Genomic DNA, 25,950 nt, shown 5'->3' on the forward strand with positions numbered 1-25,950 from the left:
GACCGGCGCCGGACGTTGCCGGCCCGCTGCCCGCGCTTGCTTCACACATCCTCGAATAAAAATAGGAATCCACAAGATATGAGAAGAACCGCTTTTCCCGTTGCGCGCGTCGCCCGCGTGCTGGCCGCCGCGCTGATCGCCGGGAGCGCCGTCGCCGCGCACGCCGCATCGTTCGACCTGAGCCCCGAGCAGCCGGCCCGGCAGCGCGGCACCGTGAACCCGGCAGTCGAGCAGGCGTTGCCGGCCGGCTTCCGGTTCGCCGAAGCGAACACGCTGACGATCGGCATCGCGCCGAACCTGCCGCCGCTCAGCACCTATGCGACCGACGCGCGCACGGTGGTCGGCTTCGATCCCGATCTCGCGCAACTGATCGCGGATAGCGTCGGCCGCAAGCTGAAGATCGTGCCGCTCGCATGGGCCGACTGGCCGCTCGCACTGCAGTCCGGCAAGGTCGACGCGGTGATCTCGAACGTGACGGTCACCGAGCAGCGCAAGGAGAAGTTCGACTTCTCGACTTACCGGAAGGATCAGCTCGGCTTCTACGTGAAGACCAGCAGCAAGCTTGCCGCGATCCGCGAGCCGAAGGATGTCGCGGGGCTGCGCGTCGTGACCGATTCGGGCACGAACCAGGAAAAGATCCTGCTCGAATGGAACCGGCAGAATGTTGCGCGGGGCCTCGCGCCGGTCGAGATCCAGTACTACGCGGATGCGGCCGAGCGCTGGGTCGCGCTGCAGTCGGGCCGGGTCGACACGATCTTCAGCGTGAACTCGATGCTCGCGTACCAGGCGTCGCTGCGCGGCGATGCGAAACTGATCGGCACCGTCAGCGGCGGCTGGCCGCGCACCGCGGATATCGCGATCACGACCCGCAAGGGCAGCGGCCTCGCCGATCCGCTGACGCTCGCGATCAATGCGTTGATCGCGAACGGCAGCTACCGGAAGGCGCTCGATCACTGGCGGCTCGACGCCGAGGCGATCGACCGGTCGCAGACCAATCCGCCGGGGCTGCCGCGCACCTGAATACGGCACGGGGCGGGGCTCATGCGAGCGTCGTCGCCGTAGTGTCGTCCTCCGCCCCGATCGCGCCGAAGCCGGTATTCCGCGGCAGCGTGAAATCACCGTCGCGATCCGGCTACGGTTTGACACCGGGCTGTTTCGTGTCCGGCTGGCTGCCGCCGATCTCGATCGTCGTTTCCCAGCGGAAATAGCCCGACACGGTGCCGTCGCGATCGAGCACCGCGAAATCGGCCGTGCAGGTCGTGGCGCCCGCGGCCAGCACCTCGCTGCGCCAAAAGTGATCTTTCATCGGCCGGCACGACGGATGCAGCAGGTCGTCGCCGTCCGGCACCGGCGTCGCGGCGTCGCGGATTTCCGCTTCGATCGGCGCGACGATGCCGGCGTCCTTCAGCGCGAACCGGACGAACAGCACGGCCACTTCCGCGCGCAGCGCCAGCGCGGTTTCGCGCAGATGAAGCTGGTCGCCCGGCGACAGGCCGGCAAAAAGCCGGTTGTCGTTGTGGCCGACCTGCCCGGCGTCGCCGGGGCTCAACACGTAGATGTGCCGGCCGTCGATCACGGTCGGCGCGTCGGCGTCCCGGCTCGCATCGGGGTAGGCCGACAGCAGCGTGACGGCGTCGACGATCGCCAGGACATCGCAACGAACACCAGACATGAGCACGTCCTCCGCAACGAGGGAGCGGCACGGGCGGCCGTCGTGCGGCCGCCCGCGTGCCGCGATCAGTTATGGATCGAGATGAACGGATCCCACGAGAAGCAGCCCTGGCTCTGGCAGTTGCGATCGATGATCTGGAACTGGAAGTGGTAGGTCACGCGGCCGACCTTCAGGCATTCCGACGACCAGTAGTAGTTCGCGACCTTCTGGCACGTCGGCACTTCCGGTTTGCTCGTGTTCGGCACCGGGATCGACGCTTCGGCGACGCGCGGCGTCGGCGTGGAGATCAGGTCGTTGCCGGCGTTGCCGATGAACTTGTAGAACACCACCTGGTTTTCGAAGCCCAGCGACAGGCTCGTTTCGCGCCAGCGGATCAGGTCGCCGACCTGCGCCTTCAGGTCGAGCTCGCCGCCCGCCTGCCCGGAGATGACGTTGTCCTGGTTGGTCACCATATAGACGTAATGCCAGTCGATCAGCGTCGGCGCGGCCGGATTCTTGCTGGGATTCGGATATTTTTTGAGAATGGTTTCGGTATCGAACGAGACGAGCACATCGGTAACGCGTGACATAGAAGCTCCCGTTTAAAGTAATGGGACTTATCGTTGCGCGAATTGCTTCGTGCGGCCGCCATCGCCTTGTGCGGTAAGGGTTTTCGCCGATATCGACGCATGCGGAAGCGACGGCGAATGCAGGTTATCCCGTTTGGTTAATCGTGAAAGCTGTAAAAGTAAACAGGTCGATAAAATGATTTATCGAGTTAATTTTGAAATCGGAATCAATCTGATCGATGCGTTACATAAATATAGCGGCATTGAATCTGTTAATTGATCGGCCGATTATTGGCGGGAACGGGAAGCGGGCCGCTCACCGGTACGTCCAGAGCCGGTGCAGCACGAACGTGGTCGGCGGGATCAGCAGCGCGATCGCGACGACGCCCATCGCGCGCGATGCACCCAGCGCCTCGGCGGCGCGCGCGAGCAGCATCGTTTCGACGAACCCGACGAGCGTGACCGCGAGAAAGCGCGTCGCGTTGCGGGTGCGCACCGTCGACGAGAAGCTCCACAACGTATTCGCCAGATACGAGAACGCGGTCGCGCAGAGGAACGCGACCGCGTTCGCGGTCACCGGCGTTGCATCGAGCAGCACGAACAGCGCCGTCGCGACCAGCGTGTGGATCGCGGTCGAGCAGAGCCCGGACACGCCGAAGCGCACGAGCCGCGTGCGCTCGGCCTGGAGCAGGCCGATCATCGCGCCCCCGCGTCAGCGCGCGCCGATGCGCGCCCGCACCGGCTGCGCACGCCGGCGGGCGAGCTGGCGGCGTGTATCGTGCGCGACCGGCAGTTCGATCACCTTGCCGTGCGCCTGGTAGCGGCGGCGGATCAGGTAGACGGGCCGCTGCTTCGATTCGTCGTAGATCCGCCCGACGTATTCGCCGACGACGCCGATCCCGATCAGCTCGATGCCGCCGATGAACAGCGTGATCGAGATCAGCGATGCGTAGCCGAGCACCGGATTGCCGAACAGCAGCGTGCGCAGGATGATGAAGGAGCCATACAGGAACGCGAGCGCCGCGATGCCGACGCCGATGTAGGTCCAACTGCGCAGCGGCACGGTGCTGAAACTGGTGATGCCTTCCAGCGCGAAATTCCACAGCTTCCAGCCGGAGAATTTCGAATGTCCGGCGCTGCGCGGATCGCGCTGGTACTCGACGATCACGGTCTTGTAGCCGACCCACGCGAACAGCCCCTTCATGAAGCGGTGCCGCTCGGGCAGATTGCGCAGCGCGTTCACGACCTTGCGGTCCATCAGCCGGAAATCGCCGACGTTCTCCGGCAGCTTCACGTCCGACAGCAGGTTGTGCACGCGATAGTAGATCGCGGCGGCGGTGCGCTTCGTGAACGAATCGCACGCGCGGTTGCTGCGCTTCGCCGCGACCACCTCCGCGCCGTCGCGCCAGTGTTCGATCAGCACCGGGATCAGGCTCGGCGGGTCCTGCAGGTCGGCGTCGAGCGGGATCACCGCGTCGCCGGCGGCTTCGTCGAGGCCGGCCGTCAGCGCGGCCTCCTTGCCGAAATTGCGGGTGAGATCGATGACGCGCACGCGGCGCTCGGCGGCACCGATCCGGACCAGGCGTTCCAGCGTGTCGTCGCGGCTGCCGTCGTTCACGCAGACGATCTCGAAGCGGATCGCGTCGATCGAGGTCATCAACGGAATCACGACGTCGAAGAAGCGCTCGACGGCTTCGCCTTCGTTGTAGAACGGCACGACCAGCGAGACGAGCGGCGTGTAGATGGATTCCCGCATGATGATTCCCCTTGTGATGTCGTCTTACCGGCCGGCGCCGAGCGTCGGGCGGCCGGTGCGGCGCATGCCGTGCGCCGGGCGGTGGTGCGGTCGGACCGGGTGCGCGAATTCGGTCTCGGTCGAGGTGTCGCGCGCATCGGGCATCGACGGCACGTCGCGTCTTTCCTGGGCGACCCGGCCGACGAGCAGCGCGAGCGATGCAAGCGTCACGAGCGGCATGAACTGGAACGACAGGTGCGGCACGATCGCGAGGCCCGCGAGCGGCATCGGCCACAGCAGCATCAGCCATTCGCGGTCGAAGTGCCGCCAGCCGTGCGTCCACGCATAGCGTGCGTACCATGCGATCACGATGCCGTACCAGGTCAGGTCGTAGTCGTACAGATAGGGGCTGACGAGCAGGCATGCGCACGCGAGGGTCGCGGCGCGCAGCGCGTACGAACACGCGCCGCGCCACGCGTAGACGACGGCGATCGCCGCGCCCGCCGCCGACAGCAGCTGCAGGCCGCGCGCGACGAACGCGGGCCAGCCGGCCATCGTCGCGAGCGCGAACACGGTCGGCATGCGCGCGAGCTTCGCGTGGCCGGTGCCGACGATCGCGTAGACGTGGGCGATCATGTGCGTGAACGCGATCCACGGGCCGACGCCGAACGCGAGCGTCGCGAGTAGCGCGCTGACGACGATCGTCGCGGCCCACGCGGCCAGCGCGCGCCATTGGCCCGCGCACAGCAGCGCGAGCGGGAACAGCACCGCGAGCTGCGGCTTCATCGTCAGCAACCCGAAGCAGATCCCGGCCCAGACGGGGCGACGGTTCAGCGCGAGCAGGCCGAGGGCGGCGAGCGCCGCGGTGAAGAGGCTCGTCTGTCCGACGATCACCGTAAGGAACGCGCCGGGGAACGCCAGTGCGCACAGCCACGCGGCATCGCGCTGCACGGTCGCATGAATTGCCGTAGCGAACAGCGCGATCGTGATGCCGAGCCACAGCACGATCGCCAGCGTGTACGGCAACCAGCCGAGCGGCAGCACGAGCAGCAGCATCGTCGGCGGATAGAGCCACGGCAGCGTGCCGTCCGCGAGATTCATCGTCGGGATTGCGAGCTTCTGGACCGTGAACAGCGTCGAGTAATGCCACGCATCGGCGCCGTGTCCGTGCGCGGCGAGCCACGCGGCGCTCCAGACCGGCGAGAAATCCTGCGACAGCGGCTCCAGCGCGCCGTCGTGCGACAGGTGCAGGCGGATCAGGTAAATGACGATGAACAGCAGCTCCGTCAGCAGCACGGCGGCCGCATAGAGGCGCACGCGATCGCGATTGAGCCAGTGCGGATGGCGGCGCGGGCCGGCGATCGGGAGTTCCGGATGCAGGTCGGCGGCCGGATGCGCGTGGCGGGCGAACGACGGCGCTTTCACCGTGCGCTCCAGGACGCGAGCGCCGTGCGGCGCACGACGACGAACAGCACCGCGAGCAGCACGACCGGCCCGATCTGCGGCAGCTTCATCAGCCGGTTCAGCATTTCGAAGATCGGCAGCAGCCACGCCAGCACGAGGATGCCCTGGTCGCCGGGCAGCCAGCCTTCGTCGAGGCCGTGCGCGATCAGGCAGAAGACCGCGATGCCGAGCCACGTCAGTTCGTAGTTCCACAGGTACGGCGTGGTGAGCAGCGTGGCGACCGCCAGCACCGCGCCGCGCAGCCGCATGTCGCGCGTGCGGCGCCATACGTCGACGGCCGCGGCGAGCGCGACGAGTGCGACCGCCGCCTGGACGGCCAGCGCGGCCGCCACCGGCGCGCCCGCGAGCCGCAACGCGGCGAACGGCGTCGGCGACGCGAGCCAGTACGACGCGAGCATGAAATGCTGCTCGCGTACCGTCGACATCGCATGACTCAACCCGTGCAGCGCGGCGGGGCCGGCGAGTGCGACGCCGGCCGCCGCGAACAGCGTCGCGCTGAGCGCCGCCGCCGCGAAGGTGCGCCATGCGCGCGTCGCGACCAGCACGAACGGAAACACGATCGCGAGTTGCGGCTTGATCGCGAGCAGCCCGATCAGCACGCCCGCCAGGACCGGACGCTTGCCGAGCAGATGCAGCGCGAGCGCGGCGAGGCCGGCGGTCAGGATGCTGTTCTGGCCGAACAGCGCGGCCATGCACACCGCCGAATACGCGACGACGACGAGCGCCGCGGCGCGCGGCACGGGAAGATGCGCGCGCAGCCCCGACAAGCGCGAGACGGCGAACGCGTAGCATAAAAGACTGCCCGCGAAAAAGAGGAAGTAAGCGGGCAGGAAAGGCACGAGGGCAACCGGCGCGATGAACAGCAGCATCGTCGGCGGATAGAGCCAGGGCAGCGGCCGGTTGTGCAGAAACGCACCGAAGTGCGCGAACTCGGCCTGCAGGAATGACGACGTGTCGTAGGCCGATGCGGCATGGCCTTGCAACACGAGATGCGATGCGGTCCAGAAGACCGAGAAGTCGGTGCCGGGGCGGGCGGTGGCGTTCGACGTGAAGCCGTCGGTCACGATACCCCAGACGATCAGCAGCGCAGCGAAGAGCATCAGCATGATGCAGCTGTACGGAATGATCCGGTCGGCCGTCAGCCACTGAGCACAGCGTATTGCGCGATCGCGCGTTCCACGATTGGCTGTGTACATGATGCCCCGTCTGTCGTATGGCCGCGTGGTCTGTCGCAGCCGTTTGATGTTGTCGTGCCTGCGGATCGATCGCTCTGAAATGGCGTTGTCCGGTGAATTCATTGTTGAAGAAAAAATCGCGCGATGCAAACCGCGCACGGCCGGACGGCATTGAATGTATTCAGCGATTCGGGTGAAAACCGCCATTTCTGGTATGAGAAAACGCCTTCGCCGGAATTCGTGTTTCTGGCCTGAAACATTCCGCGATTTTTGTCGGCTGTGCATGCCGCCGAACGCGCGACGCACGCGCGGCTCGCCGCGTTCGGGAAAATCCCGAGAAAATTTTTTTGGCCCTTTGTGCAGCGCGGCGACAGGCTCTTCGTGCGGGCAGCCATCGCGCGAACCGCATATATCAAAGTTGAAACATTTCGGCAGCGGGGCGTTTCGCGGTGGTGCGTGCGGATCGCCGGAACCCTTGCTGCGCCTCGATTCCTGCCAGGATGGTCCGCTCTTTGCGTAAGCGTTGGCACGGCAGTCGACGACGTGACGACCGAACGGTTCAGGCAAACAGCAGAGGAACCGGCTCGCGAATCACCTGCGGAAAAGACGGTCCGGAGCGCGTCGGGGAACACGCAGCTCCCGCTCGATCAACCGCGGAAACCGTCGTCGAACGACCAACGAGACCCGATAGCTTCCGGGCGATAAGAAATCGGCATGGCAGTACATGGGGAATAAAAATGAATGACCACAGCACATCGCGGATCGCAAGCCGCGTTAAAGACACATTGCAGCTTTGCCGGGAATTCATCTCCCGTTCAACTGGATTCCATGCGTCGAACGGCCGTCGTGCCGTTCCGGTCGATCGACCTGCCCGGTTCATCCGGCCGGTCGCACCGTACACGCGTCTCTCATGCTCCGTCTCGCCGATACCCGTTCGCACGGACAGGGGTGTGCCGCCCTGTTTTCGCGACTGAGCGTCGGCTGCCGATTTCCAGAGTAGTGCCGGTGGTGCCCACCCCCGACGTCCTGACCGACGAAGGGTATTTCATAGCAGTCCGAAAGGAGAGTGCTCATGTCAAGAATCATCGAAAAGATCGCGTGGTTCGTCCAGGATCAGCGCGGTGTGACGGCCATCGAATACGGTCTGATCGCCGCGCTGATCGCGATCGGCATCGTCGCCGCGCTGGCGACGGTCGGTACGGATCTGAAGACCGTGTTCAGCACGATCGCCGCGGATCTGGACTCGGCGGTAGCAGGCATCTGAAGGACGGTACGACGAACGGTTTGTCCGAATCGTTCGAATCGTTCGTCGGCGCCACACGGCATCAACGACATTCCTCGACGTATCGATGCACGGTCATCCGACCAGCCGGTGCGCGAGGGTTTTGAAAGTCATCACGCAAGGAGATCATCATGTCCAAGTTCATTCAACAAGCCGGCCGTTTCGTTCGCGACGAAGACGGCGTGACCGCCATCGAATACGGCCTGATCGCCGCCCTGATCGCCATCGGCATCATCGCCGCGCTGTCGACCATCGGCAAGGACCTCAAGACCGTGTTCAGCACGATCGCGGCCGACCTCGATTCGGCGGTCGCAGGCATCTGATGCACCGTGCCGCGGACGGCTCGGCTGGTGCAGCGTACGAGCCGTCCCCGGCCATTCGATCAACCGGAAACCGGAGACCATCATGCAAGCCATCGCGCGTGTCGCACGTCGCTGGATCGCCGACGAACGAGGTGTGACGTCGATCGAATATGCATTGCTCGGGTCGATGTTCGCCATCGCGGTACTGGGCAGCGTCGTCACGCTGAAGGGCTCGCTCGGCGATGCGTACGACACGATCGCCGCGGCCGTGACCGCCGCCGTGACCACCGCGTTGTCCATGGTTTCCTGACCCACCGATTCGATACGCGAGGTTCGCCATGCTTCCCGTTGCGCCGCCTTATCCGGTTCCGTTGTGCGTGACGCTGCTCGCGGTCGCCGCGGCCAGCACGGACATCGCGACCCGTCGCATTCCGAACCGTCTCGTGTTGCTCGGCCTGGCCGGCGCGCTGGTGGCGCAGTGCCTGTTGCACGGCGCGCCGGCAGGCGTGCTCGGATGGCTCGCGGGAGCGGCGACCGGCTTCGGCCTGCTGCTGCCGTTCTACCTGCTGCGCGGGATGGCGGCGGGCGACGTGAAGCTGATGCTCGCGATCGGCGCATGGGTCGGTGCGGAAATGACGTTTTACATCGTGCTGGCCACGTTCCTGGCCGGCGGGATCGGCGCCATCGCCTACGCGCTGCTGCGCGGGCGGATGCGCCAGATGTGGGCGAACGTGCGCACGCTGATCGTGCGGCGCTCGCAGGCGGCGCGCGCCGAGGCCGACGACGGCCCCGTCGAGATCGCCTCGGTCGGCACGCTGCCGTACGGCGTGGCGATCGCGGCCGGCACGCTGGGCATGCTGTTCGCGTCGTGCGCATAGCGCGGCGGATCCGTAACGAGGACGCAACGAGGACGCAACGATCATGAACACGAACCACACCGAACCGGCACGCGACGCGCAGGTGGCACGCCTGCCCGATCCGCCGCCGTCGCGGGAGATCCATACGAAGCTGGGCGCGCAATTGCCGTCGGCGCCGCGCTCGCTCGCGGAAACCGGGCTGAGCATGGCGTTCGTCGCCGGCCTCGTGCTGAAGTCGACGCTGGTGCTCGGCCGCCCGTCTTACGGCGACCTGGTCGAGCGGCACTGCCTGCCGCTCGCGGTGCTCGACGAGGTCTTCGCGTTCCTGGTGCGCGAGCATCTCGTCGAGCTGGTTCATCGCGGCGCGACCGATCTCGACGTGACGTTCCGCCTGACCGATGCGGGCCGCGTGCTCGCGCTCGAGGAAGTGGCGCGCAGCGGCTACAGCGGGCCCGCGCCGGTGACGCTCGACGCGTATCTCGCGAGCGTGGCCGCGCATTCGGTGCGCAAGCTGCACATCGGCCAGAGCGACGTGTGGGCGGCGTTCGAAGGCGTCGTGATCGACACGGCCGTGCTCGATGCGGCGGCCGCCGCGCTGAACGCGGGCCGGCCGCTGCTGATCTACGGCCCGGCCGGCAGCGGCAAGACCTTTCTCGCCGAGCGGCTCGGCGCGCTGATGCACGGCCGCGTGCCGGTGCCGCACGCGATCTGCGCGGCGGGCGAAGTGATCCAGGTCTACGACCCGCTCGTGCACGTCGATGCGGAAACGCCGGGGCGCGGCCAGTCGGTCGATCGCCGCTGGCGCCTGTGCCGGCGGCCGGTCGTGATGTCGGGCGGCGAGCTGACGCTCGACGAGCTCGACCTGCGCCGCGACGAAGCGGCCGGCTTCTACCAGGCGCCGCCGCACATGAAGGCGAACATGGGCATGTACGTGATCGACGATCTCGGCCGCCAGCGCGTCGAGCCGCGCGACCTGCTCAACCGCTGGCTGCGTCCGCTCGATCGCGGCGTCGATTTCATGACGCTCGAATCCGGCAACCGCTTCGTGCTGCCGTTCGACGTGTGGCCGGTGTTCTCGAGCAACCTCGCGCCGGAGCAGTTCTGCGACGACGCGTTCATGCGCCGCCTCGGCTCGAAGCTGCACGTTGGCGCGATGTCGATCGACGACTACCGCGCGGTGTACGACGCGGCCTGCGCGTCGTTCGGGCTCGTGTCGGCGAGCGATGCGTTCGACTTCCTGCTGCATCGGCTGCATCTGCCGACCGGCAAGGCGTTTCTTGCGTGCTTTCCGGCGGACCTGCTGCGCCTCGTGGCCGCTGGCGCGCGTTACCGCGGCGATCCGCTCGAGGTGACGCACGACGCGCTGTACGACGCGTGGGCGAGTTACTTCGGCGCGGCGCCCGAACGGGACGGCAGCCATCCGCCGCCGATCGAGCGCGGAGGCCGTACGTTCGTCACCGGTTGAGCGGTTTCTTTCACGATTCGTCGAGGAGCATTGCCATGAAAAACAGTCGAGCAGTCCTGATGCTGGTCGTCGCTATGATCGCGGGTCTTGCCGCGGTCGTATTCGCCTCCCGCTGGCTGATGCAGACATCCACGAGCTCGGTCACGTCCGTCGCGGTGGCCACCACCGACCTGAACCTGGGCGAGCCGCTCGGGCCGAACCAGATCCACATGGTGAGCTGGCCGGCCGGCAGCGTGCCGACCGGCGCGTTCACCGATACGAAGGCGCTCGAAGGGCGCGTCGTGCGCACCAGCCTGTCGCGCGGCGAACCGGTGATCGAGTCGAAGCTCGCGCCGGTCGGCACGAAGGGCGGGCTGTCCGCGGTGATCGCCGACGGCAGCCGCGCGATCACGGTGCGCGTGAACGACGTGGTCGGCGTCGCGGGCTTCGCGCTGCCGGGCAACTACGTCGACGTGATCGTCAACACGCAGGCGCAGCAGGGCAAGACGGACGGGCAGAGCATCTCCAAGATCGTGCTCGAGCACATCCTCGTGCTCGCCGTCGCGCAGCAGGTGAGCCGCGACGACACCGCGCCGAAGGTGGTCAACGCGGTGACGCTGGAAGTCACGCCCGAGCAGGCCGAACGGCTCGACCTCGCGCGCAGCGTCGGCACGCTGTCGCTCGTGCTGCGCAACCAGGTCGACCAGAAGACGCTGAACACCGACGGCGCGACCAAGATGACGCTGCTCGGCAAGGAACCCGCACCGGAAGCGCCGCCGGCGCCCGTCCATGCGCGGCCGGTCCGCGTGCACGTGGCGTCGCATGCGGCGCCGGAAGCGCGGCGCGACTGCGTCGGCGTGCTGACGGGCGTGAAGGGCAGCGTCGAATGTTTCTGAAGTCAATCAATACAGCCACACAAACAAACCGGCCGCCGGCAGCGCGCGGCGGCCTTGGAAGTCGATAACCGGCACGGCGCCGGTCTCTCGGGGGATCAGACGAAATGAAGATCAAACCGCAACGCACAGGTACCGGCCCACTGCGCACACGCGTCGCACGGGGCACGATGATGGCCGCGATCCTCTGTTCGGGATGGCTGACCGTGTATGGCGCGCTCGCGCAGGAAGGCATCGAATCGGCGGTGCTGACCAAGGGCGGCGCCAGCGCGCCGGCCGCGGTCGGCAAGGGGCCGATGCAGATGACGATCAGCATGGCGCCGGTGCCGGCCGCCGCGCCCGCCGCATCGGCGGGGCCGCTGCGCGGGCCGAACTGCGTCGGCGCCGTGCGCGAATCGACCAGTGTCGCGGTGCCGCTCGGCAAGTCGCTGCTGGTGCCGATGCCGGAGCCGGTGCGCAACCGGACCATCGGCAATCCGGCCGTCGCGCAGGCGACGATGGTGTCGCCGCAGACGCTGTACATCCTCGGGCTGGCGGTCGGCACGACCAACATGATCGTGCAGGGCAGGAGCGGCGCATGCCGCGTGATCGACGTCGCGGTCGGCGCGGACGCGGGCGGCCTGCAGGCGTCGCTGCTGCAGCTGATGCCGAACGAGCGCGACATCCATGTGTCGACCGCGGCCGGCACGATCGTGCTGGCCGGCACCGTGTCGAGCTCGCAGGCCGCGCAGCAGGCCGTGCAGATCGCCCATGCATACGGCGACAGCGGGGGCGATGCGGCAGGCGGCAAGCAGGGCGGCGGCGTGCTCAACATGCTGAACGTCACGTCGCCGCAGCAGGTGATGCTCGAGGTGAAGGTGGCCGAGGTGTCGAAGACGCTGATCAACCAGATGGGCAGCGCGTTCAACATCCAGGGCGGGTTCGGTTCGTGGAGCGGCGCGCTGGTCAGCAACCTGCTCGCGGGCGTCGCGAGCGGCGCGGTGTTCAACAAGGCGAACAACAAGCCGTTCAGCATCGCGGCCGACGCGCAGAACACCGACAACCTCGTCAAGATCCTCGCGGAGCCGAACCTCGTGACGATCAGCGGCCAGGAAGCGACGTTCCTCGCGGGCGGCAAGATCTTCATCCCGATCCCGCAGAGCGGCAGCAACGGCGTCTCGTCGATCACGCTGCAGGAAGAGGAATTCGGCGTCGCGCTGAAGTTCACGCCGACGGTGCTGGCCAACGGCCGGATCAGCCTGAAGGTCGCGCCGGAAGTGTCGGAGCTGTCGCAGACGGGCGTCACGCTGAGTGCGTCCAACATCGGCGGCACGTCGATCCTGCCGCTGATCACGACGCGGCGCGCCTCGACGACGGTGCAGATGAGCGACGGCGAATCGTTCGCGATCGGCGGGCTGATCAAGGACAACGCGAGCGGTGCGCTGAAGGCGATCCCGGGCGTCGGCGAAGTGCCGGTGCTGGGCGCGCTGTTCCGCAGCACGTCGTTCCAGCAGGATCGCACCGAGCTGATCTTCCTGATCACGCCGCACCTGGTGAAGCCGTTGCAGACCGCCGACGTCGCGCTGCCGACCGACAGCTTCTCGAAGCCGAACGAGGCCGACGTCTTCGCCACCGGCAACATGGAAGGCCGCGGCGGCGTGCGCAAGGCAGGCGTGCAGCCGATGCAACCGGCGAACGGCGCGGCCGCCGCGCCGCAGACACCGGCCCAGGCCCCGGCACCCGCTCCGGCGCCGAAATCGGAAGCACCGGTCGCACCGGCCGCGCTGCCCGCACCGCGCGCGCCGCAAGACGCCGACGTGCAGCCGCCGGTACCGGCCGAGCCGCCGAAGGCGCCGGCGCCGGTCGCGGCCGCCGCCCCGCAGTCCGACCCGGCCACCGCGGCGCGCGTCGCACGCATCGAAGCCGCCGCCGCGCGCCTCGCGGCCGCCGGCGCCGAACCGTCGGCCCAGCCGGCGGCGCGCACGAAGCACCGGCTCGCGGCGGCGCCCAAGGCGCAGGTTGCACGCGCGGGCGCGGAATCCCAGTCCACCGATCGTTGAAGCCATCCAAGGGGAAGCTCATGAAATCCGCCTACCTCGTATTCGTGCGCCGCGCGGCGCTCGCCGTCCCGCTCGCGTTCGCGCTTGCCGGCTGCATGTCGTCGACCCCGGTGTGGGACAGCCGCTTCGGCGATTCGGTCCGCACCGTGATGCACGCCCAGATCATCGATCCGCATGCCGGCGAACATCCGGCATCGGCATCGGGGGTCGACGGCGCCGCCGCCGCGGCCGCGCTCGACAACTACGACAAGTCGTTCAAGCAGGTCCAGCCGCCCGCCAATGCGTTCGTGATCGGCATCGGCAAGGCCTCGCAGTAACGGCACCACGCTCAGGGAGAACGCCATGAACCGCGCAGCCCGCTATCCGAAACGCACGCGTCGCAGCCTGCACCGCCAGCGCGGTGCCGTCGCGATCATCGTCGGCCTCTCGCTGGCGGTGATGATCGGGTTCGTCGGGCTCGCGCTGGATCTCGGCAAGCTGTACGTCACGCGCAGCGAGATGCAGAACAGCGCCGATGCATGCGCGCTGTCGGCCGCGCGCGACCTGACATCGGCGATCAGCCTGTCGGTGGCCGAGGCGAACGGCATCGCCGCCGGCCACCTGAACTTCGGTTTCTTCCAGAACAAGTCGGTGCCGATGCTGACCAACGCGAACGTGACGTTCAGCGATTCGCTGTCGAATCCGTTCCTGGCGAAGAACGCGGTCGCGACGCCGGCGAACATGAAATACGTGAAGTGCACGGCGACGCTCAGCAACATCGCGCACTGGTTCATCGAGGTGCTCAACGTGCTGCCGGGCACCAAGCTCGCGAATGCGGCGGAAGTGTCGGCAAGCGCGATCGCGACGGTCGGCGGCGGGCAGACGGCCTGCGCGATTCCGGTGTTCGTGTGTCGCGCGGCGACCGGGGCGCCGTACAAGGTCGGCGACTGGATTTCGTCGCCGTCCGGCTCGTCGGCCACCTACGGGCCCGGCAATTTCGGCTGGGCGGCGCTCGACGGCTCGACGAACGAACCGACCATCGCGAGCGAGCTGTCGGGCAATACCTGCAACATCACGAGCCCGCCCGATCTCGGCTCGACGGGCCTGAAGTCGGCATCGCTGCGCGCCTGGAATACCCGCTTCGGGATCTATACGAACGGTGCGAACGGCTCGAGCGGTCAGCCCGACTTCACCGGCTATGCGTATGTCGGCCCGGACTACGGGCCGCCCGGAACGCCGGGCATCAAGGGCGATGCGTACACGCAGTTCGTGATCGACCGGACGAAATTCAAGCCTTACCAGGGCGACGACGCATCCAACGGCGGCTCCGGCATCAACACCGGCTGGTCCGGCTCGGCGAACAACTACCAGAGCAACGGCGGCGATCGCCGTCTCGCGCTCGCGCCGGAAGGCGACTGTTCGACGCTGCAGGGGAGCAGCCACAAGTTGCACGTGACGCAGTGGGATTGCGTGCTGATGCTCGATCCGCTGCCGTTCAGCCCCGGCAGCAGCCCGGTCGTCGCCCACCTCGAATACCTCGGCTCGTCGGCGTCCCCCAACAGCCCGTGCGCGACGCACGGGCTGCCCGGCAGCGGCAGCGCGTCCGGGGTCCAGGTGCCGATGCTCGTTCAATAGCAGGGAGACGGTCATGAAAAAGCTTCCGTTTCGCCGTTCGCGCGCCCGTGGCGCGGTGGCCGTCGAGTTCGCGCTCGTGCTGATGCCGATGATCCTGCTGGCGACCGGCGCGGCCGAGTTCGGCCGCGCGATCTACCAGTACGAGACGCTGACCAAGGCGACCCGCGACGCGGCGCGCTACCTGTCGGTCTGGTTGCCGACCGACAGCGCGTATCCGGTGTCGCAGGCGCAGTGCCTGGTCGTCTACGGCAGCACGACGTGCGGCACGTCGGGCACCGAGCTGGTGCCCGGGCTCAAGACATCGATGGTCACGATCTGCGACGCCCAGCACACGACCGGCTGCAGCGACGCGTCCGATCCGTCGCAGTTCGCGAACCTGCCGACCTACGACGCGGACAACAACAACTCGTCGAGCGGTTCGGCGGCGGGCGCGATCAACGTCGTCGAAGTGAAGATCACCGGCTACAAGTACCAGCCGATTCCCGCATACCCGGGGCTGCCGTCGATCACCTTCGGCAACATCGTCACCGTGATGAGGCAAGTTTCATGAACGCGCGCCATTTCCCGCTGTCCCGCCGGCGCGCGCAGCGCGGCGTGGCGATCGTCGAGTTCGCCCTGATCGCGTCGGTGCTGATCATGCTGCTGATCGGCATCTTCGAATTCGGCCGCGTGCTGTTCTACTGGAACACCGCGAGCGAGGCCGTGCGCCTCGGCGCGCGCACGGCGGTGGTCTGCGACGTGAACGCCGCGGGCATCGTGAAGCGCGTGAAGTCGCTGCTGCCGCTGCTGTCGGACAGCAACGTGTCGGTCAGCTACACGCCGGCGAGCTGCGACGTCAACACGTGCTCGTTCGTGACGGTGAGCGTCACGAACGTCACCGTCAAGACCATGATCCCGTTCGTGAACGTCACGGTCAGGATGCCGCCGTTCACGACGACGCTGCCGCGCGAAAGCCTGAGTTCCGCGACGGGCGGTTCAGCCTGCAACTAATCGAAAAGACGAGGCACACGACATGATCAATATCCTCGTAGCTTCCGACGATACCGCGCGGCTCACGCAGATCGCGCGTCTCGTGGCCGACTGCGGACGCTATCGCACGACGCGCGCCACCGGCCGCCCGTCGCAGATCGAACATCGCACCGACGGGCTCGACGCGTTCGACATCCTGCTGGTCGACGGCACGTCGCTCGAGCCGTCCGAGCTGTCGGCGATCGAGCGCATCTGCCGCGCGCATGCGGGCCTGACCTGCATCCTCGTGGCCGCGGATGCATCGCCGCACGTGCTGCTGGAGGCGATGCGCGCGGGCGCGCGCGACGTGCTGCAGTGGCCGCTCGATGTGCAGGCGCTCGGCCGCGCGCTCGAACGGGCGGCCGCGCAAAGCACGCGGCGCGATACCGACGACACGCGGGTCGTGTCGTTCATGTCGTGCAAGGGCGGGGCCGGCACGAGCTTCGCGGCCGGCAACATCGCGTTCGAGATCGCCGAGGGCTTCAAGCGCCGCGTGCTGCTGATCGACGTGAACCAACAGTTCGCCGACGCGGCGTTCCTCGTCAGCGACGAAACCCCGCCGTCGACGCTGCCGCAACTGTGCGCGCAGATCGAGCGGCTCGACAGCGCGTTTCTCGACGCGAGCGTCGCGCACGTGACGGAAAACTTCCACGTGCTCGCGGGCGCCGGCGACCCGGTCAAGGCCGCCGAGATGCGCGAGGACGCGCTCGAATGGATTCTCGGCGTCGCCGCGCCGCGCTACGACTTCGTGATCTTCGACGTCGGCGTCGGCATCAATCCGCTGTCGATGGTCGCGCTCGATCGCAGCGACCAGATCGAGATCGTGCTGCAGCCCGCGATGCCGCACGTGCGCGCCGGCCGCCGGCTGCTGGAGATCCTCGTGTCGCTCGGCTACTCGACCGACCAGCTGCGGCTGATCGTGAACCGCGCGACGCGCGCGAGCGAGCGGACCCGCACCGCGCTCGAGGAAGTGCTCGGCCTGCAGGCCTCCTGCACGATTCCCGACGACGCCGACACCGTGCTCGAAGCGATCAACCAGGGCCATCCGGTGTCGCGGCTCGCGCGCGGCTCGGCGGTCGCCCGGGCGTTGCAGGGCTGTGCGAAACAACTCGTCGACGGCGAAGTGCGCGCGGGACGCAGCGCGACGCACAGCGAACCGTTGATGTCCCGGCTGTTCGGCCGCAAGGCCACGCCGAAGCTCAAGTCGATGTAATTCTTTCGGGGAACCATCATGTCATTGCGCGAACAGATGTCCTTGCACCGGGCCCAGCCGCTGGCGGCGGGGAACGAACCGGCCGGCCCGGCGCATTCGTCGGTGCGCGACGCATACCAGAAGTTGCGCCGCGACATTCACCTGGCCGTGCTCGAGCGCGTCGAGCTCGAGCGCCTGTCGCGGCTGCACCAGGATCAGGTCCGCATGGAAATCGGCGCGCTGATCGCGCGCATCCTCGACGAGGAGCGGGTGCCGGCGAACGACATCGAGCGGCGCCAGCTCGCGATCGACGTGTACGACGAGATGTTCGGCTTCGGCCCGCTCGAAGCGCTGCTGCGCGACCCCGGCATTTCCGACATCCTCGTGAACACGTACCGGCAGGTCTACGTCGAGCGCTGCGGCCAGCTCGAACTGACCGACGTGACGTTCTACGACGACGCGCACCTGATGAAGGTGATCGAGAAGATCGTGTCGCGCGTCGGGCGCCGCATCGACGAATCGAGCCCGATGGTCGACGCGCGGCTGCCGGACGGCTCGCGCGTGAACGCGATCATCCCGCCGTCCGCGATCGACGGGCCGCTGATGTCGATCCGGCGGTTCGCGGTCAACCCGCTGAAGATGGACGACCTGGTGCGCTTCCACAGCCTGACGCCGCCGATGGCCGAGCTGCTCGACGCGCTGTCGCGCGCGAAGGTGAACGTGCTGGTGTCGGGCGGCACCGGCAGCGGCAAGACGACGCTGCTCAACATCCTGTCCGGCTTCATTCCGCGCAACGAGCGGATCGTGACGATCGAGGACGCCGCGGAGCTGCAACTGCAGCAGCCGCACGTGCTGCGGCTCGAAACGCGCCCGCCGAACATCGAGGGCAAGGGCGAGATCACGCAGCGCACGCTGGTGCGCAACGCGCTGCGGATGCGCCCGGACCGGATCATCCTCGGCGAAGTGCGCGGCGCCGAAGCGCTCGACATGCTCAACGCGATGAACACCGGCCACGAAGGCTCGCTCGCGACGATCCACGCGAACACGCCGCGCGACGCGCTGACGCGGCTCGAGAACATGGTCAGCGTGTCCGGCCTGACGCTGCCGCCGAAGACGATGCGCCAGCAGATCGCGTCGGCGATCTCGGTGGTCGTGCAGGCGGCGCGGCTCACCGACGGCAAGCGCAAGATCGTCAGCATCCAGGAACTGACCGGGATGGAAGGCGACATCATCAACATGCAGGAGATCTTCACGTTCAAGCGCACGGGCGTGGACCGCGACGGCGCGGTGCGCGGCCACTTCTGCGCGACCGGCGTGCGGCCGAAGTTCGTCGAGCGGCTGCAGGCGTTCGGCATCGACCTGCCGGATTCGCTGTACGACCCGTCCGTGCGTTACGAGACGGACTGACGCCAGGGCGCCGTTTGTTGCCGGGGAGAGGCCTCATGAATGCGATCTTTTACGGTTTTGTGATTCTCACCTTCGTCGCGGTCGTGCTGTCGATCGAGGGCGTCTATCAATGGTGGAACGCGCGGCACGGCGCCGCCGCGCGCCGGATCGAATCGCGCATTCGCGCGATGTCGGCCGGCGGCAACGTCCAGCAGGAGCGGCTGTCGATCCTGAAGAAGCGCATGCTCGACGAGTCGAAACCGTTCGACCGGCTGCTGCTGCGCGTGCCGCGCGTGCACACGCTCGATCTCGTGATCCAGCAGTCGGGCCTCGACTGGACGCTGCCGAAGCTGATCACGCTCAGCGCGGCGTTCGCGGCGCTCACGTGGTTCGCGGCGAGTTTCGCGCGGTTGCCGCAACTCGCCGCGGTGCCGATCGCGCTGTTCGCCGGGTGGGTGCCGATGTTTTACGTGCTGCGCTGCCGCGCACGGAGGATGCGCAAGCTCGAACGGCAGTTGCCGGAGATCTGCGACATGATCGCGCGCGCGCTGCGTTCCGGCCATTCGTTCACGAGCACGCTCGGGATGGTCGGCGACGAGTTTTCCGAGCCGATGGGCGGCGAATTCCGCGTCACCTTCGACGAGGTCAACTACGGCGTGTCGCTGCACGACGCGCTGATGAACCTCGCGACGCGCGTGCCGGTGCAGGACCTGCGCTACTTCGTGATCGCGGTGCTGATCCAGCGCGAGACGGGCGGCAACCTGGCCGAGCTGCTCGACAGCATCGCCGGGCTGATCCGCGAGCGCTTCAAGCTGTTCGACAAGGTGCGCGTGCTGTCGGCGGAAGGGCGGCTGTCGGCGTGGATTCTCGGGCTCTTGCCGTTCGGCACCGCGGCGGTGATGGCGCTGCTGAACCGCGAATTCCTGTCGGTGCTCTGGGAGGATCCGGCCGGGATCCGGATGGTCGGCACGATGCTGGTGTCGATGCTGTTCGGCCTGTTCTGGATCCGCCGTATCGTGCGCATTCGCGTCTGACGCGCGAGCCGAATAACGAACCGTTGCGAGGTTGTCATGCAAAACCTGAGCGTGGTCCAGGCCGTGATGCTGGGCGGCTTGTTCATCTTCGTGGCCGGCGGCGTGCTCGTCGCGATGCTGCTGTTCGCGCCGCGCGGCATCCAGCGCCGGATCCAGCAGGCCGGCGGGGCCGGGGCGGGCGCCGTCGCCGGCCCGGGCGACGGCGACGACATGGCGTCGCGCTGGGTCGCGAAGCTGGTCGAGCTGTCCACCCCGATCTCGAAGCTGTCGGTGCCGAAGGAGGGCTGGGAGAATTCGCCGCTGCGCATCCGGCTGATGAATGCCGGCTGGCGCAACCCGAGCGCGGCCGCGCTGTATTTCACCGCGAAGACGATGCTCGCGCTCGGCCTGCCGTGCGCGGCGCTGCTGGCGCTGATCACGACGTCGCTCGGCGACGAGCGCGCGCTGCTGTCGCTGATCCTCGTGGCGCTCGCCGGCATCGGCTACTACATCCCGAACGTCGTGCTGTCGCAGCGGGTCAAGGTGCGCCAGCAGAAGATCTTCGAGGATTTCCCGGACGCGCTCGACCTGCTGACGGTGTGCGTCGAGGCAGGGCTCGGGCTCGATGCAGCGCTGATGAAGGTGAGCGAGGAACTGCGGTTTCGCAGCGAGGTGGTCGCGAGCGAACTCGACCTGCTGCTGCTCGAGATGCGCTCCGGCTTCACGAAGGAGACGGCGCTGCGCAATCTCGCGCTGCGCACCGGCGTGGAGGACATCGAATCGTTCTGCGCGATGCTGATCCAGGCCGACCGGTTCGGCACGAGCATCGGCGAATCGCTGCGCGTGCTGTCGGACATGCTGCGCACGCGGCGCCGGATGCGCGCGGAGGAACGTGCGGCGAAGATCGCGCTGAAGCTGCTGTTTCCGCTGATCTTCTGCATCTTTCCCGCGCTGATGATGGTGCTGCTCGGGCCGGCGATGATTCACGTCTATCGCGTGCTGCTGCCCACGCTCGTCGGCGTCGCGCAATGAGCGGCGCGCGGATGCGGCGTCGCGCGCATCGATAAAGGCTGGAGGTGCCGGCCCCGCGGCCACTCGGTGGCCACGCGGCGGCCGGCACGGCAACAGGCTTCATGGAGGCTCCCTCCCCAGGCGGCGCCGCGAGACAGGTCGATCATAGCGGCGTCAATGCATCCTGGACCCATGGTCGATCATGGAACGAGCCGTAGTCCACCGCCTTCACGGCTGCCCCCTACTGCTAACCGCCGAGGCGGCGGCGCGTCACGGCCGCCCTTCGTCAGGCACTTCCGCCGACTTGCCGAGTTCGTCCATGACGATCTGCGCGATCTTGTTGGCCGGTGCGTGTCCGTCCGGCGCGGCGGCTGTGGTCGTCCACGTGACGATCGTCGTCTTCGTTGCCGGGTCGTAGCCCATGAAGGTATTGAAGCCCGGTATCTCGCCCGTGTGCCCGTAGAACGTGCCGAATTTGGCGAGACCCATGCAGTAGCTGGCCGACTTCGGGTCGGACGGATCGGTCGGCGTGCAACTGGCGAGGCGTTGCGCCTGCAGGTCGGCGTTCAGGTAGCCGCCGCCGACCATCCGCTGCACGTACGCGGCCAGTTCGGTCACGGTCGAGATGCCGGAGCCGGCCGTCCAAGCCCACGACGTGTTGACGCCGGTCACGTCGGTCGGCTGCAGCGTCCCGTTTTTCGCTTCCGCCTGACGTTCGGGCGACAGCGCGTCGCTGTCGGTCGTCTCCGCATTGGTGCCCCATTGATAACCGTGCGGCGCGGGCGCCGGCAGCGCCGTATTCGTTTGCGGCGGGAGCGACGTGTGGGTCAGGCCGAACGGCGCGAACAGGCGTGCGTTCATTGCGTCGGCCGCGCTCATGCCGGTGAGCCGCTCGATGATGAGCCCGAGCAGCACCGTATTCGTGTTCGAGTAGCGAAAATCGGCGCCCGGCGCGAAATAGACCGGCTGGCCTGCGGCGATGTCGAGCAGTTCCGTCGTGGTCCAGACCTTGTCGGGCTGCGCATCGAGCATCTGGTTGAACGCGAGGCTGGTCGAGTAGTTGTAGAGGCCGCTGCGCATGCGCAGCAATTGCTCGATCGTGATCGTATTGCCGTTGGGCACGTTCGCGACGAACTTGTCGACGGTGTCGCTCAGGCTCAGCCGGCCTTCCTGCACGAGTTGCAGGATCACCGTGCCGGTCCACGTCTTCGTGATGCTGCCGACGCGAAAATGCGCGCCGGTCGGGATCGGCGTGGTCGTGCCGCGCACGGCGGTGCCGAACGATTCGAGCCAGTTGCCTTGCGGCGACTGCACGTAGACGACCGCGCCGGACGTCATCGTGTCCGCGAGCAGCGCGTTGATCTGCGGCCGCGCGGTGTTCGCGAAGGCCGGGCTGCCGGAGGTGAGCGAACTGTCGCCGCCGCACGCGGATACCGCCAGCCCGATGACGGCGGCCGGTGCGACGGCAACCATGTCGCGCACCAGCCGTTTCGCCGCGCCCGACCAGAACCTGACGGTTGCTGAAGTAGCCATGGCGCGGTCCTCCGGGTTCGTGACGGATGGTTTTTCCTGCCTTCTCGACCACTATAGGACACGCGTGTCGAGGCCGGCAGCATCCATCGCGTTGAGCCGGATTCATCTGACGATAACGATCGGGCCGGCTGATCCGGTGGCGGGCGTCACTGGAAGTGATGCACGTAGCGCAGCACCATCCGCGTGCCCTGCGGCCGGTTGCGCGCATAGATCTCGAAGTACGCGTTGAACAGCAGGTGATCGTGCGGCGAGAAGCTATACATGGCCCCCGGCCCGATCGCGAACACGGCTTCGCGCGTGCCCGGCACGTCCTGCCCGTTGGCCTTCATGTCGGTGGTCTGGCGCAGCCAGTAGCCGTTGAGCCCCAGCCGCAGGCCGGGCCGCACTTCGTACTCGGTCGCGAAGTTCACGTGGATCGCCTGGCCCGCCTGCGTCGACGTCACGTCCGGGCCGAGCGCCGTGGCCGGCTGATGGTTGGTCGCGTTCCACAGATAGTGCAGCCGCCACGACACGGTCCATTTCGGCGTGAGCCACAGCGTCGCGGCCCAGTACGGATCGAACGACCAGAAATGGCTGCCCGGATTGATCGCGCGCGACGGATCGTACGCGCCGGTCGGCACGATGAACTGAAATTCGACGCGCTGCGCGAAGCGCGGGCCCTGCGCGCCCATCACCGGGTCGAACTGGACGAACGGGCCGATCAGCAGGTCGCCGAAGCCGGCGCGCGCATTCAGCGCGACGTTGCCGATCCCGTCGTCAGTCCGCGCGGACGCGATCCACGGCAGGATCACGTCGAGGCCCGGATGCATGCCCGCGAACGTCAGCGGCGACTGATAGACGAGCTGGCTCAATCCCGCGAACAGGTCGATGTCCTGCTTCGGCAGCCCGACCTTGTTGCCCGCATTGTCGTTGACGCGGCCGGCCGTGTAGTACTGCAGGTACTGCGTGCCGTACCAGCCGGCGCCGGCCGGCGGCATCCCGTCGAGGAAACTCGTCATGCCGAGGTTGACCGCCGGCAGGTCGGCCGCATGGGCCGGTGTATGGCCAGCGAGGCCGGCGAGGCCGGCGATCGCGAAGCCTGCGGCGACGAGCAGGCGAGAGCCGATTTTCATGTTCACCACCTCCTGGTTATTTGCTTGTGTGTACTAATCAAGGTGCGCGTGAAAGATCGGGATGATCGGCGATCGCGCGGTACTGGCCGGCATGGAACACGAGCGGCGCCTTGCCGAATGCGTCGAACTGTTCGATCTCGCCGATGAAGAGCAAGTGATCGCCGCCTTCGTAATGGCCGACGTTGCGGCACACGAAGCGCGCGCTCGCGCCGTCGAGGCACGGCACGCCGCCGTTCTCCGAATCCATGTGCAGCACGCCGTCGAACTTGTCGGCGCTGGGCGTCGCGAAGCGGCGCGACAGGTCGATCTGGTCGTGCGCGAGGATGTTGATCGCGAAGTGCGTTGCCGCGACGAAATCCGGACGGCTCGGCGCGAGCTTGCGCAGGCTCCACAGCACGAGCGGCGGATCGAGCGACAGCGACGAGAACGAATTCGCGGTGAGGCCCACCTTGCGGCCGTCGGCCGCGCACGTGGTGATCACGGTGACGCCGGTCGGGAACTGCCCGAACGCGGCGCGCAACTGCATCGGGTCGAGGGCCGTGCGTTCGGTAACGGTGGTTTCCATCGCGATTACTCCGCACGCACGCTGTGTTCGCGAATCAGCGCCGCGCACGCCGACGGCTCGAACCACCACGGCGCGAACCGGCGCGGATCGTCGAAGCCGTCGACGATCGTTTTCGCAAGCGACGGCAACTGGCCGGCCGCGCCGAGCAGTTCGAGGATGTGCGGCGGCGGCGGGGTCAGCAGCGAGTTGGTCCAGCGCACGACATGCTGCGCATAGGCCCAGTAGCCTTCGAACGTCTGGTGCATCCAGTCTTCGCCGAACGGTGCGGCGCCGCGCGCGACGATCGCGTCGAAGTAGGCGTTCGCGCATTTCGCGGCATTGTTCGAGCCCTGGCCGGTGATCGGATCGTTGACCACCACCGCATCGGCCATCCCGAACACCGCGCGGCCCGACGGCAGCCGGAAGAACGGCTTGCGCACGGTCGGCGCGAAGCGCCCGGCCAGCGTGCCGTTCGGATCGGTGAGCGCGACGTCGCGGCAGCGCTCGTATTCCCACGGCACGTACTGCTGCAGGAACGACAGGCTGCGGTCCAGATGCTGCTCGGGCGTCTTCACGTCGGCCCAGCAGTCGAGCGGGCCGCCCGGGATGCCTTCGAACACCATGATTTCGCACGGGCCCGTGGTGGTCAGCGCGGGAAACACGAAGTATTCGCCGATGCCCGGCAGCAGGTTGAAGCGCACGCGCGAGTACGGCTCGCTCGGCGTCATCCCTGTCACGTAGGTGAGGGCCAGCGCGCGCTGCGGTCGATCGAACGGGCTGCGCGCGTCGTCGCGGCCGAGCAGGCCGACGATGTCGCCCTTGCCGGCCGCGAGCAGCACGAGGTCGTGGCTGCGTGCGAGTTCCTCGAGTTCGGGCACGCCGACGTCGGCGATGCGCACGTCCGCGCCGCGGCGGCGGACGCCGTCGAGCCAGTCGGCCATCTTCACGCGCTGGTCGACCGACTGCGCGTAGAGAGTGAGCCGCGACGACCAGTCGATCGCCTTGCGACCGTTGCCGTCCGGGTGCGGCACCGCGATGCCGATGCCTTCGACGGACGGGCACGCTTCCTCCCACGTATTCAGGCCGAGGTCGCGCTCGATCTGCAACGACGTGTGGAACATGCACTGGCTCGACATGACCTTGCCCGAGCGGATCTGCCCGGCGTCGCGGTTGGTCGCGAGCGTGACGTGGTAGCCCTGGTCGAGCAGGGCGAAGGCGAGTTGCAGGCCGGACTGGCCGGCGCCGACGATAGCGATGCGTCTCATGGGAAATTCCTTGGTGGGTCGTGTAGCGGCCGTAGTGTTTGCGGGAAGCAGCAGCGACGCGCGGTTACTCCGCGAGGCGCGGAATCGCCGGCACCGCCTGTTCGGGGCCCATCGCGGCATAGCCGCCGTCCACCGCGTAGTCGGCGCCCGTCACGAAGCTCGCCGCGTCGCTGCACAGGAACGTGACGACCTGCGCGACTTCCGACGGATCGCCGACGCGCCCGAGCAGATGAAACGGCGCGGCGACGCGATCGGTCTTCGCGCGATCGCCGTGCGTCAGCTCGTCCATCACGCGCGACCAGGTCCACCCCGGCGACACCGAATTGACGCGGATGCCGTCGGGCGCGAGATCCATCGCCATGCTGCGCGTGAGCTGACGGATCGCGGCCTTGGAGGTCGGATACAGCCAGCGGCCGGTCTGCGCGCACTGCGCGGAGATCGAGCTGAAGTTGACGATCGCGCCGCCGCCGCGCCGCGCCATGTGCGGATGCACGGCCTTCGCGAGCATCGCGGCCGACACGACGTTGACGTCCATCGCCGCGAGCCAGTCGTTGCGGGTCGCGTGGATGCCGTTGTCGACATAGCTGCACGCGAGGTTGACGAGCACGTCGATCGCGCCGAACCGATCGACGATCGTCGCGATGGCACGCTCGATCGCGCGGTCGTCGGTGATGTCGAGCGCGATGAACAGCGCCCGTTCGCCGAGCGATGCGGCCACGCGTGTGCCGTTGTCCGCATCGAGATCGAGGATCGCGACGCACGCACCGGCGCGGCTCAGGTCCTGCGCGACCGCGGCGCCGATCAGCGTGGCGCCGCCGGTGACGAGCGCGACTTTGCCTGCAAGGGCATTCATGGGGTGTC

Annotated in this window: 28 protein-coding genes; 16 read left to right on the top strand and 12 right to left on the bottom strand. The window is 67.6% G+C overall.

Translation table 11 applies throughout. From position 1 onward, the window contains the following. The first annotated feature begins 78 nt into the window (after window positions 1-78). Window positions 79-1,020, top strand: coding sequence for an ABC transporter substrate-binding protein (locus tag HWX14_RS24535; protein ID WP_175884948.1), 942 nt, complete (start codon window positions 79-81; stop codon window positions 1,018-1,020). A 112-nt stretch (window positions 1,021-1,132) separates the two neighbouring features. On the opposite strand, the gene HWX14_RS24540 is transcribed toward HWX14_RS24535, so the two are convergent. From HWX14_RS24540 to HWX14_RS24570, 7 genes are all read right to left on the bottom strand, one after another. Continuing rightward, complete coding sequence (locus tag HWX14_RS24540; protein WP_175884949.1) at window positions 1,133-1,672, bottom strand: AidA/PixA family protein; 540 nt, start codon at window positions 1,670-1,672, stop codon at window positions 1,133-1,135. Window positions 1,673-1,737: 65 nt separating this feature from the next. Then, a complete protein-coding gene (locus HWX14_RS24545) occupies window positions 1,738-2,241 on the bottom strand; it encodes an inclusion body family protein (protein WP_175884950.1) in 504 nt (167 codons plus the stop codon). Window positions 2,242-2,536: 295 nt separating this feature from the next. Then, window positions 2,537-2,920, bottom strand: a complete 384-nt coding sequence (locus tag HWX14_RS24550; RefSeq protein WP_175884951.1) for a GtrA family protein — start codon at window positions 2,918-2,920, stop codon at window positions 2,537-2,539. 12 nt (window positions 2,921-2,932) lie between these two features. Further along, window positions 2,933-3,976: a glycosyltransferase family 2 protein gene (locus HWX14_RS24555; RefSeq protein WP_175884952.1), complete on the bottom strand. Its 1,044-nt coding sequence runs from the start codon at window positions 3,974-3,976 to the stop codon at window positions 2,933-2,935. Window positions 3,977-4,000: 24 nt separating this feature from the next. Further along, the gene (locus HWX14_RS24560) at window positions 4,001-5,380 is read right to left on the bottom strand and encodes a glycosyltransferase family 87 protein (RefSeq protein ID WP_175884953.1); all 1,380 of its coding nucleotides are present in this window, start codon (window positions 5,378-5,380) and stop codon (window positions 4,001-4,003) included. Then, window positions 5,377-6,615, bottom strand: coding sequence for a glycosyltransferase family 87 protein (locus HWX14_RS24565; RefSeq protein ID WP_175884954.1), 1,239 nt, complete (start codon window positions 6,613-6,615; stop codon window positions 5,377-5,379). The genes HWX14_RS24560 and HWX14_RS24565 overlap by 4 nt, the downstream gene beginning before the upstream one ends. Before the next feature lie 98 nt (window positions 6,616-6,713). Further along, window positions 6,714-6,989 (bottom strand): hypothetical protein, encoded by a 276-nt coding sequence (locus tag HWX14_RS24570; RefSeq protein ID WP_175884955.1) that lies wholly within the window; start codon window positions 6,987-6,989, stop codon window positions 6,714-6,716. Window positions 6,990-7,666: 677 nt separating this feature from the next. Here HWX14_RS24570 and HWX14_RS24575 point away from each other — a divergent pair. The 15 genes from HWX14_RS24575 (at window position 7,667) to HWX14_RS24645 (ending at window position 20,656) form a co-directional block, all read left to right on the top strand. Further along, window positions 7,667-7,858 carry a Flp family type IVb pilin gene (locus HWX14_RS24575; RefSeq protein ID WP_175884956.1) on the top strand — a complete coding sequence of 64 codons (192 nt, stop codon included), beginning with the start codon at window positions 7,667-7,669 and terminating at the stop codon, window positions 7,856-7,858. 149 nt (window positions 7,859-8,007) lie between these two features. Next, entirely contained in the window at window positions 8,008-8,199 is a 192-nt protein-coding gene (locus HWX14_RS24580) for a Flp family type IVb pilin (RefSeq protein WP_175884957.1), read from the top strand. Between the two features lie 82 nt (window positions 8,200-8,281). Next, the gene (locus tag HWX14_RS24585) at window positions 8,282-8,488 is read left to right on the top strand and encodes a Flp family type IVb pilin (protein ID WP_175884958.1); all 207 of its coding nucleotides are present in this window, start codon (window positions 8,282-8,284) and stop codon (window positions 8,486-8,488) included. A 28-nt stretch (window positions 8,489-8,516) separates the two neighbouring features. Beyond that, window positions 8,517-9,056 (top strand): prepilin peptidase, encoded by a 540-nt coding sequence (locus tag HWX14_RS24590; protein WP_175884959.1) that lies wholly within the window; start codon window positions 8,517-8,519, stop codon window positions 9,054-9,056. 43 nt (window positions 9,057-9,099) lie between these two features. Further along, entirely contained in the window at window positions 9,100-10,500 is a 1,401-nt protein-coding gene (locus tag HWX14_RS24595; protein WP_175884960.1) for an ATP-binding protein, read from the top strand. 35 nt (window positions 10,501-10,535) lie between these two features. Beyond that, the gene (gene cpaB, locus HWX14_RS24600; RefSeq protein ID WP_175884961.1) at window positions 10,536-11,375 is read left to right on the top strand and encodes a Flp pilus assembly protein CpaB; all 840 of its coding nucleotides are present in this window, start codon (window positions 10,536-10,538) and stop codon (window positions 11,373-11,375) included. Window positions 11,376-11,479: 104 nt separating this feature from the next. Continuing rightward, a complete protein-coding gene (locus tag HWX14_RS24605) occupies window positions 11,480-13,411 on the top strand; it encodes a type II and III secretion system protein family protein (RefSeq protein ID WP_175884962.1) in 1,932 nt (643 codons plus the stop codon). A gap of 20 nt (window positions 13,412-13,431) precedes the next feature. Next, the gene (locus tag HWX14_RS24610) at window positions 13,432-13,728 is read left to right on the top strand and encodes a hypothetical protein (protein WP_175884963.1); all 297 of its coding nucleotides are present in this window, start codon (window positions 13,432-13,434) and stop codon (window positions 13,726-13,728) included. A gap of 25 nt (window positions 13,729-13,753) precedes the next feature. Beyond that, window positions 13,754-15,025, top strand: a complete 1,272-nt coding sequence (locus HWX14_RS24615) for a TadE/TadG family type IV pilus assembly protein (protein WP_175884964.1) — start codon at window positions 13,754-13,756, stop codon at window positions 15,023-15,025. Between the two features lie 13 nt (window positions 15,026-15,038). Beyond that, complete coding sequence (locus tag HWX14_RS24620) at window positions 15,039-15,575, top strand: TadE family protein (protein ID WP_175884965.1); 537 nt, start codon at window positions 15,039-15,041, stop codon at window positions 15,573-15,575. Then, on the top strand, window positions 15,572-16,015 hold the full coding sequence (locus tag HWX14_RS24625) for a TadE family protein (RefSeq protein WP_175884966.1): 444 nt from the start codon (window positions 15,572-15,574) through the stop codon (window positions 16,013-16,015). Before HWX14_RS24620 ends, HWX14_RS24625 begins: the two co-directional genes overlap by 4 nt. 22 nt (window positions 16,016-16,037) lie before the next feature. Then, window positions 16,038-17,246, top strand: a complete 1,209-nt coding sequence (locus HWX14_RS24630; RefSeq protein ID WP_175884967.1) for an AAA family ATPase — start codon at window positions 16,038-16,040, stop codon at window positions 17,244-17,246. A gap of 18 nt (window positions 17,247-17,264) precedes the next feature. Continuing rightward, complete coding sequence (locus HWX14_RS24635) at window positions 17,265-18,632, top strand: CpaF family protein (RefSeq protein WP_175884968.1); 1,368 nt, start codon at window positions 17,265-17,267, stop codon at window positions 18,630-18,632. A 35-nt stretch (window positions 18,633-18,667) separates the two neighbouring features. Beyond that, a complete protein-coding gene (locus HWX14_RS24640) occupies window positions 18,668-19,645 on the top strand; it encodes a type II secretion system F family protein (protein ID WP_175884969.1) in 978 nt (325 codons plus the stop codon). A gap of 36 nt (window positions 19,646-19,681) precedes the next feature. Then, the gene (locus HWX14_RS24645) at window positions 19,682-20,656 is read left to right on the top strand and encodes a type II secretion system F family protein (protein ID WP_175884970.1); all 975 of its coding nucleotides are present in this window, start codon (window positions 19,682-19,684) and stop codon (window positions 20,654-20,656) included. Window positions 20,657-20,905: 249 nt separating this feature from the next. Here HWX14_RS24645 and HWX14_RS24650 read toward each other — a convergent pair whose 3' ends face one another. The 5 genes from HWX14_RS24650 to HWX14_RS24670 form a co-directional block, all read right to left on the bottom strand. Further along, window positions 20,906-22,168 carry a serine hydrolase domain-containing protein gene (locus HWX14_RS24650; protein ID WP_175884971.1) on the bottom strand — a complete coding sequence of 421 codons (1,263 nt, stop codon included), beginning with the start codon at window positions 22,166-22,168 and terminating at the stop codon, window positions 20,906-20,908. 146 nt (window positions 22,169-22,314) lie between these two features. Then, window positions 22,315-23,280: a transporter gene (locus HWX14_RS24655; protein ID WP_175884972.1), complete on the bottom strand. Its 966-nt coding sequence runs from the start codon at window positions 23,278-23,280 to the stop codon at window positions 22,315-22,317. Between the two features lie 37 nt (window positions 23,281-23,317). Then, a complete protein-coding gene (locus HWX14_RS24660) occupies window positions 23,318-23,845 on the bottom strand; it encodes a flavin reductase family protein (protein ID WP_175884973.1) in 528 nt (175 codons plus the stop codon). Window positions 23,846-23,850: 5 nt separating this feature from the next. Further along, window positions 23,851-25,089, bottom strand: a complete 1,239-nt coding sequence (locus HWX14_RS24665; RefSeq protein WP_175884974.1) for a styrene monooxygenase/indole monooxygenase family protein — start codon at window positions 25,087-25,089, stop codon at window positions 23,851-23,853. Between the two features lie 64 nt (window positions 25,090-25,153). Continuing rightward, on the bottom strand, window positions 25,154-25,942 hold the full coding sequence (locus HWX14_RS24670) for an SDR family oxidoreductase (RefSeq protein ID WP_175884975.1): 789 nt from the start codon (window positions 25,940-25,942) through the stop codon (window positions 25,154-25,156). Window positions 25,943-25,950: the final 8 nt, after the last annotated feature.

It is taken from the genome of Burkholderia sp. BCC0044, assembly GCF_902832955.1.
Classification (GTDB): Bacteria; Pseudomonadota; Gammaproteobacteria; order Burkholderiales; family Burkholderiaceae; genus Burkholderia.